This window comes from Bizionia myxarmorum (genome assembly GCF_008086205.1).
Taxonomy (GTDB): Bacteria; Bacteroidota; Bacteroidia; order Flavobacteriales; family Flavobacteriaceae; genus Algorimicrobium; species Algorimicrobium myxarmorum.
Map to the genome: position 1 here is coordinate 463,447 of NZ_VSKK01000001.1, position 12,181 is coordinate 475,627.

The 12,181-nt window shown below is 33.6% G+C and carries 9 protein-coding genes; 7 read left to right on the forward strand and 2 right to left on the reverse strand.

What is annotated here, in order from left to right:
* The first annotated feature begins 4 nt into the window (after positions 1-4).
* From ES674_RS02125 to ES674_RS02155, 7 genes are all read left to right on the forward strand, one after another.
* Positions 5-1,201 (forward strand): DUF2062 domain-containing protein, encoded by a 1,197-nt coding sequence (locus ES674_RS02125; RefSeq protein WP_148402336.1) that lies wholly within the window; start codon positions 5-7, stop codon positions 1,199-1,201.
* On the forward strand, positions 1,194-4,877 hold the full coding sequence (locus tag ES674_RS02130; protein ID WP_148402337.1) for a 1-acyl-sn-glycerol-3-phosphate acyltransferase: 3,684 nt from the start codon (positions 1,194-1,196) through the stop codon (positions 4,875-4,877). The genes ES674_RS02125 and ES674_RS02130 overlap by 8 nt, the downstream gene beginning before the upstream one ends.
* Position 4,878: 1 nt before the next feature.
* On the forward strand, positions 4,879-6,420 hold the full coding sequence (locus ES674_RS02135; protein ID WP_148402338.1) for a phytoene desaturase family protein: 1,542 nt from the start codon (positions 4,879-4,881) through the stop codon (positions 6,418-6,420).
* Positions 6,420-8,084, forward strand: a complete 1,665-nt coding sequence (locus tag ES674_RS02140; protein ID WP_148402339.1) for a C45 family autoproteolytic acyltransferase/hydolase — start codon at positions 6,420-6,422, stop codon at positions 8,082-8,084. The genes ES674_RS02135 and ES674_RS02140 overlap by 1 nt, the downstream gene beginning before the upstream one ends.
* 80 nt (positions 8,085-8,164) lie before the next feature.
* The gene (locus ES674_RS02145; RefSeq protein ID WP_148402340.1) at positions 8,165-9,460 is read left to right on the forward strand and encodes a phenylacetate--CoA ligase family protein; all 1,296 of its coding nucleotides are present in this window, start codon (positions 8,165-8,167) and stop codon (positions 9,458-9,460) included.
* Between the two features lie 22 nt (positions 9,461-9,482).
* Entirely contained in the window at positions 9,483-9,896 is a 414-nt protein-coding gene (locus ES674_RS02150; RefSeq protein WP_148402341.1) for a hypothetical protein, read from the forward strand.
* Positions 9,897-9,905: 9 nt separating this feature from the next.
* On the forward strand, positions 9,906-10,328 hold the full coding sequence (locus ES674_RS02155) for a hypothetical protein (protein ID WP_148402342.1): 423 nt from the start codon (positions 9,906-9,908) through the stop codon (positions 10,326-10,328).
* Between the two features lie 111 nt (positions 10,329-10,439).
* On the opposite strand, the gene lysM is transcribed toward ES674_RS02155, so the two are convergent.
* Together lysM and ES674_RS02165 are read right to left on the reverse strand one after the other, a co-directional pair.
* Positions 10,440-10,943: a peptidoglycan-binding protein LysM gene (gene lysM, locus ES674_RS02160; RefSeq protein WP_148402343.1), complete on the reverse strand. Its 504-nt coding sequence runs from the start codon at positions 10,941-10,943 to the stop codon at positions 10,440-10,442.
* A 166-nt stretch (positions 10,944-11,109) separates the two neighbouring features.
* Complete coding sequence (locus ES674_RS02165) at positions 11,110-12,057, reverse strand: nicotinic acid mononucleotide adenyltransferase (protein WP_148402344.1); 948 nt, start codon at positions 12,055-12,057, stop codon at positions 11,110-11,112.
* Between the last annotated feature and the right edge of the window lie 124 nt (positions 12,058-12,181).

The following is a 12,181-nucleotide window of genomic DNA, read 5'->3' on the forward strand; positions in this document are numbered from 1 at the left end:
GTACGTGCAAAACCAGCCTATTACACAAAAAATAACCAGTTTAAACGTTTGTGTTGTTATACCTACCTATAACAATCAACATACGTTAAAACGCGTTGTGGACGGGGTTTTGAATCTAACTAGCAATCTTATTATTGTTAATGATGGATCCACGGATGCAACAGCACAGATATTAGAAGGTTATCCTGAAATTCAACAAATTCATTTTCCAAAAAATAGAGGAAAAGGCTTGGCTTTACGTACAGGATTTGAAAAAGCCATTGCTTTAGGTTATAATTTTGCCATTACTATTGATTCAGATGGTCAACATTTTCCAAGTGATATTCCGAATTTCATTGAAGAATTAGATCAACACATTACCAAAGATGTTTTAATTATTGGTTCCCGAAACATGAAGCAAGAAGGTGTTCCTGGGAAAAGCAGCTTTGGAAATACCTTTTCAAACTTTTGGTTTTGGTTTGAAACGGGCATTAAATTAAAAGACACGCAATCTGGATTTCGTTTATATCCTTTAAAAGTTCTTAAGAAATTGAACTTTTATACTACAAAATTTGAATTCGAAATTGAAGTTATAGTAAAATGTGCTTGGAAAGATGTCGAGGTGAAAAATATGCCTATTCAAGTGCTTTATGATGAAACAGAACGGGTGTCTCATTTCCGACCCTTTCAGGATTTTACGCGCATTAGCATTTTAAACTTTTGGTTGGTTTTTTTAACGCTTATTTACTATAAACCACGCCAATTTTTTCGAAATATTAAAAAAAAAGGCCTTAAACGATTCTTTATTGAAGACTTTCTAGGTAGTAAAGATTCACCAAAAAAGAAAGCCTTATCAGTAGCTTTAGGCGTATTTATTGGGTTTTCACCACTTTGGGGTTTACAAACCTTTTTAGCCATAACATTAGCTATTTTTTTTAAACTGAATAAAACCATTTCTTTTGCTTTCTCAAATGTTAGTTTGCCGCCATTTATCCCTTTTATTATAATAGGTAGTTTGGAGTTAGGACAGCTTATATTTCAAGAATCCATCTCTTATTCTGTTTCAGATTTGATGGATAATTTTGAGGTCATTGAACATCTTAAATCGTATATTGTAGGAAGTTTTGCTTTGGCCACACTGGGAGCCTTATTATTTGGCTTTGTTGCCTACTTTTTCTTCAGTATTTTTAAAAGGAAGAAACGCGTTTTACAACATGACTAATTTTTTTTATCAAATATATCTTTGGATAGCTTCCCGGAAATTAATAGCCTCTGTAGGCCTACTTCTTGTGGTTTTGGGCTTATTATTTCTAGCTTCTAAAATAACTTTTGAAGAAGATATTACGAAACTTATTCCTACCAGTTCAGAGAACGAAGCGGCTCAAAAAGTATTGAAAACCGTCAATTTCGCTGATAAAATAATCGTTAATATTACACGAGAATCTGGTGCTTCCGTTGAAGATTTAACCCAATATGCCAGCCAATTTATTGATAGTTTAGAAGCGCATTCAACACCTTACTACACTCAAATTCAAGGAAAAATTCCAGATGAAACGGTTCTAAACGCCCTGGATTTTGTGTATTACAATTTACCCTTATTTTTAGAGGCTGAAGATTATAAAACCATTCAATCCAAGTTGAATTCAGACAGTTTACAAGCCCTCACCAAAGCACATTATAAAACGCTGATTTCGCCTTCCGGTTTTGTTGCCAAAGAAACCATTTTACGCGATCCTTTAGGTTTGTCTTTTATAGCGCTAAAAAAAATGCAACAGTTGAGTTTTGGCGATGCTTTTGTTTTAGAAAATGGATTTTTATTAAGTAAAGACAAGCAGCATTTATTGTTGTTTATTTCCCCAACTCATAAGTCTAGTGAAACATCAGAAAACGCCCTTTTTGCGGAACAACTTTATAGCTTAAGTGACCAATTAAATGACGAATATAAAAATACCGTAAAAAGTGAATTTTTTGGCGGCGCCTTAATTGCGGTAGCGAATGCCAAACAGATAAAACTTGATATTCAAATTACAGTAACGATTGCCATGAGCATCTTACTTTTGATACTCATTGTATTTTATAGAAAAATATCCATACCGCTCATTCTTTTTACGCCTACAGCTTTCGGAGCCTTGCTTGCCATTGCCTTGTTATTCATAATTAGAACCAATATTTCCGCCATTTCATTAGGAATAGGTTCTGTTTTATTAGGAATTACTTTGGATTATGCGCTTCATATTTTAACACATATTCGCAGCAATAACGATGTAAAAGCTTTGTATAAGGAAATTACAAAACCTGTTTTAATGAGCAGTTTAACTACTGCTCTAGCCTTTTTATGTTTGTTGTTTCTAAAGTCTCAAGCCTTACAAGATTTAGGCATTTTTGCGGCTATTAGCGTTTTAGGTTCTTCAGTTTTTTCTTTGATCTTTGTTCCGCAAGTTTATCGTTTTAGCGAAAAATCTCAAAAGCAAAAAACCATTTTAGATACTGCTGCAAAATACCCATTTCATAAAAATAAATGGCTTATTGGCGGCTTGATGGCTCTTTTTATACTTAGCATGTTTACCTATAGCCAAGCAGGTTTTAATAATGATATTTCGCAATTAAATTATGAACCCAAAGCACTTATGGATGCTCAAAAGCGATTGGATGCTTTAACCAATATTCAATCGAAATCCGTATATTTAGCAGCGTATGGTTCTAATTCTGAAGAAGCTTTAGAAACGAACGATCTTGTTTTTTCGAAATTGCAAAAACTTAAAAATGAACAAAACATTATTGATTTTAGTTCTATTGGAGCTTTGGTACAATCTCAAAAACAGCAACAGACGCATTTAGATATTTGGCAGAATTTCTGGCAGCCAGAAAAAGTATTAGCAACAAAAGAACACTTAATTGCAAGTGGTGAAAAGTTTGGGTTTAAACCCAGCACGTTCAACCAGTTTTACAACCTATTAGAAACTGATTTTGAAACCTTAGATCTTGACGATTTTAAAACCTTAAATACCATTTCAATAGATGATTATATAAGTGAATCTTCTGATTTTTCAACCGTTACATCATTGGTTAAAGTAGAAGACGAACAGGCAGAAGCTTTAATTGAAACCTTTAAGAGCCAACCGCAAACTTTGGTTATTGATAGAAAGCAAATGAACGAAACGTTTTTAGGTGGCTTAAAAACGGACTTTAATCGTTTGGTAGGCTATTCCCTATTGGTAGTTTTGGTTTTATTATTGCTTTTTTACAGAAGTATATCTTTAACGCTCGTTACTGCTCTACCCATTGCCTTAACATGGCTGTTAACCATTGGTATTATGGGCTTAACGGGAATTCAATTCAATATTTTTAATATTATTATTTCAACTTTTATTTTTGGTTTAGGAATTGATTATAGCATTTTTATTACCAACGGATTATTGCATGAATTAAAAACTAGAGAACGTGTTTTACCAACGCATAAAACCTCAATCATCCTTTCGGTAATCACCACCATTTTAGGTGTGGGTGTACTTATTTTCGCCAAACATCCGGCATTATTTAGTATTTCTTTGGTGTCCATAGTTGGAATTATATCCGCCTTATGCATTTCATTTATTTTGCAGCCGCTATTTTTTAAATTTTTTATTGGAAGTAAAACCAACAGACCTGCACCCGTTTTACTAGTTGTATTTTCTAGTATATCGTTTTTATACTACGGACTTGGTGGACTATTTCTTTCCATTTTTGGAATGATTTTTATAAGGGTGATTCCTGTAAGCATGAAGAAAAAAATGGGCTGGTTTCACAATGTGATGTCCACGTTTATGAAATCAGTTTTAATTTCCTATCCTTTTATCAGGTTTCAGATTCTGAATTCCACAAATGAAACCTTTAAAAAACCAGCAGTTATCATTGCGAATCACACCTCTTTTTTAGATATTTTGGCTGTTGGCATGTTACATCCAAAAATTATTTTCTTGGTAAATGATTGGGTTTACAACTCACCGTTTTTTGGAAAAGCTGTGAAATTAGCCGGTTTTTATCCTGTTTCTAGTGGAATTGAAAATGGCGTTTCCCATTTACAGAAAAAAGTTGATCAAGGATATTCATTGATGATATTTCCCGAGGGAACGCGATCTTACACGCATAAAATGAAACGGTTTCATAAAGGTGCTTTCTATTTAGCCGATCAATTTAAATTGGATATTGTGCCTGTTATTATTCATGGAAATTCGGAAATATTACCCAAAGGAAATTTCGTCATTAAGCATGGGCTTTTATCCATGAACATACTAAAACGAATTGCTTTTGACGATACCAGTTTTGGAAACACCATTAGAGAGCGAACTAAAATGATTAGCGCCCATTTTAAATCGGAATTTAAGAATTTTAGAGCAGAACACGAGTCGCCAACCTATTTTCATTCCATGGTTTTAGAGGACTATAGATATAAAGATTACGAAGTTTTTCAAACCGTAAAAACCGATTTAAAAAACAATCAAAATACCTATAAATTCCTATTGGATACGTTACGTGATACGGGTCGAATTTTACATATTTCCAATACCTATGGTCAGTTAGATTTTCTGTTGGCCGTGGATAGTCCGAGTCGGAATATTATCACCTATTTAGAAGAACCTGAAGCTCGTAAATTGGTTAAAAGTAGTTTTATAACAAACAATAATTATAAAATTGAGGTAGTTGAAAATCTTCAAAATGCACTTGAAATATCTTGTGAAAATATTATTATTAATGCAACAACGTTAACAAATTCCGAAATAGAAACATTAAAAGCTCAAAATGCACATCATATAATACTGCTTTTTGAATCTATAAAATCCTATTTAGCTATATTTGAGAACGATGGCTACCAGATAAGCCGTCAAACTAATACACTAATATTTTTAAGCAAACCTTAATTTGAAACCCAAACCACATTATGATATTGTTATTGTTGGCAGCGGATTAGGCGGATTGGTTTCGGCTGTGATTTTAGCTAAAGAAGGCTATTCGGTTTGTGTACTTGAAAAGAATCAGCAGTTTGGCGGCAACTTACAAACCTTTGCCAGAAACAAATCTATTTTTGATACTGGTGTTCATTATATCGGCAGTTTAAGTCCTGGTGAAAACCTATACCAATATTTCAATTATTTGGGAATTATGGACGAATTATCCTTACATAAAATGGATGAAGACGGGTTTGATATTATTAGTTTTGATGACGACGTTAAATCCTATTCTTACGCCCAAGGTTATGCAAATTTCAAAGCTCAATTGGTTCAAGATTTCCCTGAAGAACCTGATGCTATAGAAGCTTATTGTAATAAAATTCAGGAAACCTGTGATAAGTTTCCACTATACCGTTTAAAACCCGGAAGACCTTATGCTGATGGCGTTTTTCAACTTCAAATAAAATCTTTTTTAGAATCTATAACGTCCAATAAAAGACTTCAAGCCGTTTTAGCTGGCTCTAATTTCTTGTATGCTGGTGATGGCTATAAAACCCCATTTTATGTGCATTCACTTTCTGTAAATTCCTATATAGAAAGTGCTTACCGTTGTGTAAATGGTGGTAGTCAAATAACCAAATTGCTCATTAAGCAGTTAAAAAAACATGGTGGAGAAGTATTCAAACATCATGAAGTCAAAAATTTAGAATTTGTAGATGACCGCATAGAATCTGCCATTTGCACTAATGGTAATCGTATAAAAGGCACAACTTTTATTTCAAATATTGAACCTAAAATCACGGTAGATTTAGTAGGTAAGGAACACTTTAAAAAATCTTACACCAACCGCGTGGATAATATAGAAAGTACCATTTCGGCCTTTAGCTTATACCTCGTTTTAAAGCCTGATAGTTTTAAATACATTAATAAAAATTATTATCATTTTAAAACTCAAGAAGCCGTTTGGAATGCGCAGCATTATAAACAAGAAAGTTGGCCTGAAAGTTATATGTTATCCATGGGAATTAAGAAAAATGACGCCATTTATGGAGATAATATGACCATCATGACTTATATGCGCTATGATGAAGTTGAAGCTTGGGAAAACACGTTTAATACGGCTACATGTAAAAATGAACGCGGCCAAACTTACGAGGCTTTCAAAAAAGAAAAAGCGGAAGTTATATTAAATGAATTGGAAAAGAAATTTCCTAAAATTCGAGATTGTATCGAGGAATATTATACCTCATCACCATTGTCTTATCGTGATTATATTGCGACTAATCGGGGTTCTATGTATGGTTATGTAAAAGATGTTGATAAGTCCATGCAATCGCTCATTTCACCTAAAACTAAAATTAATAATCTCCTATTTACGGGCCAGAGTTTAAATATGCATGGCATATTAGGTGTTACCATTGCTGGCGTTGTTACCTGTTCTGAATTATTAGGCCAAACGTATTTATTAGATAAAATTATAGCGGCCAACAATACTGAAAAATCAAAAATATAATGGCACATAATTTTTGTAAAATTCTTGGATTCGTATTGCTTTTAAATGCATGTGGTGTTAAAAAATCGCTTCAGGATCTTCCTGATGTTTCAAATTATGAACAAACAATTCCGGAACGCCAGCAAATTTCAGACTTTAGCTTTACCACAAATAATGGGCTATTAACCAAAAATAAATATGGGCAATGGGAATTGTATGTATCCGGCGATCCGTATCAAATGGGAATGCAAATTGGTGGTTTAGAAAAGGAATTAATGGTGGTACAAGAACATGCCTTATTAGGAAAAGTAGCTGAAATTGTTCCATCTAAAAGCAAGCAATTTATGCTGCGAAAAGTGTTGGCTTGGTACAACCGAAAAATGCACTTACATGTTCCTGAAGAATATAAAAGTGAAATTTTAGGAGTTTCAAAATACGCCGGCGATACCTACGATTATTTTGCCGACGATTATTTACGCATCCTTTATTTTCACAGTGCTCACGACATTGGTCATGCCTTAAAAGATTTGGCACTTGTGGGTTGCTCCTCTTTTGCAGCTTGGGGTGATAAAACGGAAGACGGCAGTTTAATAATTGGCCGGAATTTCGACTTTTATGCTGGTGATGAATTTTCACAAAACAAGGTTATTGCCTTCATAAAACCAACAAATGGCTATAATTTCATGTCGGTTACTTGGCCAGGAATGATTGGTGTAGTTTCGGGCATGAATGATCAAGGCTTAACGGTGACTATTAACGCTGGAAAATCGGATGTTCCCATGTTGGCGAAAACGCCTATTTCCATATTAACGCGTGAAATATTGCAATATGCTAGCAACATTGATGAGGCCATTGCCATTGCTAAAAAACGCCAAGTATTTGTGTCCGAATCTATTTTAATTGGAAGTGCAAATGATAATCGCGCAATTACTATTGAAGTGTCTCCCAATAATTTTGGCGTTTATACGGTTGAAAATTCCAATCAACTTATATGCTCTAATCATTTTCAAAGTGAAGCCTATGCAGATGATAAAAACAACCTGAAGCAAATAGCAGAAAGTCACTCGCAATATCGTTTTGAACGCATGCAAGAATTACTTTCAGAAACCCCTAAACTAACGGTTGAAAAAGCGATTTCAATTTTAAGAAATAAAGAAGGTCTGGATAATAAAACCATTGGTTATGGCAATGAAAAAGCCTTGAACCAATTATTAGCCCATCATGGTGTGGTTTTTAAACCGGAAGAAGGCTTGGTTTGGGTTTCGGCAAGTCCATATCAATTAGGTGCTTTTGTGGCTTATGATTTGAATGAAATTTTCAAAAACGCCCCTTCTCAAAAACCTATAAAAACACTTCATAATGAGGCTATAACTATAGAAGCCGATCCGTTTCAGTTTACCCAAGAATATTTAAATTATGAAAAATATCGGATTTTGAGTCGGAAAGTTTCGCAAGCAATTTTAAATGAAAACCATATAGAACCCGATGTTTTAGATGAACTTATTTCTAGCAATCCCAATTATTGGAAAGCCTACTATTTAGTTGGTAAATATTATTATAAACATCAGTATTACACCGCAGCTTTACAGGCCTTTAAAAAAGCTCAAACTAAAGAAATCGCCACTGTTCCAGACAAAGAAGATATTGAAAATCACATAAAGAAAATACAGCGAAAATTAAAATAGAGTCTCAAAATTTTTGAATTATATACAGACCGAACACCTTGTTTTAATTACATTTGAGTACTAAAAAATGCCGATTAATTATGATTCCAGAAATTGAAAAAGCATCAGCCGAAGCCATAAAATCCTTTCAAGAAGAAAAGCTTCAAACACTTTTGGGCTATTTGCAAGACCATTCATTTTATTATCAACAGGTTTTTAAAAAGCATAAAATTGATATTTCTTCTATAAAAACCTTGGAAGATTTAAGGCAAATACCAACAACCTCAAAAGACCAATTACAGGCTTATAATGATGAGTTTTTATGCGTTCCTAAAAACCAAATTATTGATTATGTTACAACTTCCGGCACTTTAGGCGATCCTGTAACATTTGCATTAACCGATACCGATTTAAATCGATTAGCTTATAACGAAGCCCTTTCATTTGCATGTTCCGGCGTTACAGAAAATGATGTGTTGCAACTAATGACTACTATGGACAGGCGCTTTATGGCAGGTTTAGCCTATTTTTTAGGAGCGCGTAAATTAGGCACGGGTATTATTCGTGTTGGCGCCGGAATTCCAGAATTGCAATGGGATTCCATTATAAAATTTAAACCAACTTATTTAATTGCGGTTCCTTCTTTTTTATTGAAGCTAATTGAATACGCCAAACATCTGGATATTGACATTAATAAATCGGGTGTGAAAGGTGTGATTTGTATTGGTGAGCCCTTGCGAAATCTAGATTTTTCAGAAAATGCCTTGTCTCAAAAAATTACAGCAGAATGGGATATTAAATTATATTCTACCTACGCTTCCACCGAAATGAATACGGCTTTCAACGAATGTGAAGCTCAAAAAGGCGGTCATCATCATCCGGAATTAATTATTGCCGAAATATTAGATGACGATGAAAATACGGTTTTAGAAGGTGAAGTAGGCGAATTAACAATTACCACATTAGGTCTGGAAGGTATGCCGCTTTTACGTTTTAAAACGGGCGATATGGTTCAAGCACATCACGGCGCTTGTACTTGTGGCAGAACAACCATGCGATTAGGTCCCGTAGTTGGCAGAAAAAAACAAATGATTAAGTATAAAGGAACTACACTTTATCCGCCGGCCATGGATAATATTCTGAATGATTTTATTGCTGTAGATAGTTATGTAATAGAAATTTCACACAACAGTATTGGTACGGATGAAATATGCATTAAAATAGCCACAGATACACCAACGGAGAAATTACTCATCCAAATAAAAGATCACTTTAGGGCTAAATTACGCGTCGCACCTAAAATTGAATTTCACGATAAAAAAACCATTCAAAATTTACAATTTCCAGCTATGAGCAGGAAACCCGTTATGGTAATTGATAAACGTATAAAAGACTAATTTTAAAATTTAGTAAACTATTATGCCTGATTTAGTAATTAAATACAAAAAGAAAAAACAAAATATCCAATTAGCTTTAGGGTTGATGTGGATTGCTTTGGGCGTAATTGGATTTTTTTTAAGTAGTGAAAATCTACAATGGCATAATGTTTTTATTGTCGTATTAGGTGCAATTCAGATTGGAATGGCTTTTTGGAATATGAAATATCATTATATAACCATTACAAATGATTGGATAAAAGAGAATTCCATATTCAGTAAAAAGATTTTAAGAAAAAATATCATTGAAATTAAAAAGTTTGCAGGCGACTATACTTTTAAAACCCATGATAAAAATTTGGTAATCAATTCGAATTTAGTCGATGAAAATTCTTTAGTGGAATTAGATGCTTTTATAGAAACTATGGAGTTGCCAGAACAAAACGCCAATTTATAAACTATTAATATGCCCAAAGTGACTTTTAAATATAAAAAAAAGCGACTCTATATTAATTTGGCTATGGCGCATTTTTGGATAGCTTTAGCTATTGTAGCTTTATGGGAGGACAATACAATTGAATGGTATAATTTAGGTTTTTTATTAGCGGGCACTTTATATTTTATACAATTTGTATGGGATGTTTTATACCAATACCTAAATATTACCGATAATTTTATTAGAAGAAATGGGGTGTTTGTTAAAAAAATAAGGATTAAGGATATTACAGATATTGAAAAATTTGCTGGTGGTTATACCTTAAAAACAAAGCATAAAAAGCTTGTTATCAATACTAATTTGGTTGATGAAGCTTCCATTTCAGAATTAGAAACTTTTATTGAGGGAATAAGAATAGGCGAAGATCGATATTTTCATTTGGATATAGATTAACAGAAAATACATGACGGTTTTTGAAACACTGACTAGTAATTTAAATAAGAATAAACAAAAAAAGCCAACTCATAAAAGTTGGCTTTTCTCTATTTAAATAGTTTATAATTTTTAAGCTTTATCCATAGCAGGAATACGCAGCACTTGGCCTGGGTAAATTTTGTCAGGATGGGTTAACATAGGTTTATTAGCATCAAAAATCAATGGGTATTTGTTAGCGTTTCCGTAGAATTTCTTCGCTATTTTACCCAATGTATCACCACTAACAACCGTATGGAACTCTGCTTCTGGCTCTTGGTGCTCAACCGTCATTTGATCGTCAACTACAGCGATTCCATTTGAGTTTCCTACCACTAAAATAATTTTTTCACGCGTGGCTTGATCATAAGCCATTCCATGAATGGTAGCGGTATCGCCATCAATTTTAACTTTTAAATTTTTAGCTTCTAGTTTTAAATCGGAAACGGTAACTTCAAGTCGGTTTGCGGCATCTGTTTCGCGTTTTAATTTGGCTGCTGATGCATCTGCTTTTGCTTCTGCGGCTTCTTCAGCATCTGTTTTTCCAATTCCGAAAACTTTGGCACCTGCGTTTTTAATAAATGAAAATAATCCCATAATTGTTAATTTGTTTTAAGAGTTAATAGTTGATTTTACAACCCTTAAATTACAAAATTTATCAATGCTCAAGGTGGAATTTTTATGTTTTTTAACATAAAAAAAGGAACTGCTTTCAGATTTCTCTTCAAGTAGTTCCTTCTCATTTATAGACTAATTTCAAATTTTATACAGTTTCACGACTGGGTTGACGTGGATTATCTTTTTGTTCACCTTTATACTTTCGCATTTTCTGCTGATCCGTTTGTTTGCCTTCCGCATTCTTCATAAATTGAATATAGCCTTTTCCGGTAAATTCATATACGGTTCTAGATGCTGGCTGATATAGTTCTATAGTGGCATCATTCAAAACGCGCAATTCAAAAAATTCATTTGAAAAATAATCATAATCCAAAGTCAATGTTTTTAAATAACGGTTTCCAGATATATTTGCAACGTTGTAAAGCCCCGTATAATCCCAATAAATAGTATTGGGGTTATTGTTATTTATATCTTGTGAACTTCTAAATTCCGAATCATTTCCACCTGCTAAAAACTGTAAATAGTTTTCAAAGTCAAATTCATTTGGAACGCCAGTTGGACTCGTATAGGTCTTTTCCCAGGCTTTATATTCCTGCAAGAAATAATGAATATTGTCATAAAACACATAGTCATAATCAAAATTACTGCGTTGATATCCATCTAAAAAGTAAGATGTATCGTTATTTGGATTATATAATTCAATGGTGTTATTATCTATTTGATACACATCAAAGGTTTGATAACCATCCACCAAATGATACACATCTAGCACATTATTATAAACCTGATACGTTCCCGTTTGGATACCAAATCCATTACCTTGATCGCCAAAACCAACTAAATTATTATTGGCAAATAAGCGGCCATTTTTAAAGGATAGTGTAAACGCTATTTGTAAAAAAGGCGTTTGGCTATAACCAACAGTTTGGTTAATATCTACATACCATAGCTCATAACGGCTCAACAACTGATTTAATGAAATGGAAGGCGCTGGCGCAGGATTGTAGTTGTCCACGATAATTTCGTCCGTGTAACATGCGGTAAACAGCGTTGCAGAAATTGCAAATGCGAAAAGTAGTTTTATTGTTTTCATGTGTTCGTTTTTTACTAATGTTTTATTGACACATGCTGTTCGCTATTAATCATTCGTTTGAGTAATAAAAGCGTTTGGCATGCTCGTTTCATAAGGCCATCATTTTAAAGTTATTAATACTAGG

Bases quoted from the DNA above. Each gene is read 5' to 3' on its own strand.
- ES674_RS02130 (WP_148402337.1), top strand. From the start codon at position 1,194: ATGACTAATTTTTTTTATCAAATATATCTTTGGATAGCTTCCCGGAAA.
- ES674_RS02140 (WP_148402339.1), top strand. From the start codon at position 6,420: ATGGCACATAATTTTTGTAAAATTCTTGGATTCGTATTGCTTTTAAAT.
- ES674_RS02145 (WP_148402340.1), top strand. From the start codon at position 8,165: ATGATTCCAGAAATTGAAAAAGCATCAGCCGAAGCCATAAAATCCTTT.
- ES674_RS02150 (WP_148402341.1), top strand. From the start codon at position 9,483: ATGCCTGATTTAGTAATTAAATACAAAAAGAAAAAACAAAATATCCAA.
- ES674_RS02155 (WP_148402342.1), top strand. From the start codon at position 9,906: ATGCCCAAAGTGACTTTTAAATATAAAAAAAAGCGACTCTATATTAAT.
- lysM (WP_148402343.1), bottom strand. From the start codon at position 10,943: ATGGGATTATTTTCATTTATTAAAAACGCAGGTGCCAAAGTTTTCGGA.
- ES674_RS02165 (WP_148402344.1), bottom strand. From the start codon at position 12,057: ATGAAAACAATAAAACTACTTTTCGCATTTGCAATTTCTGCAACGCTG.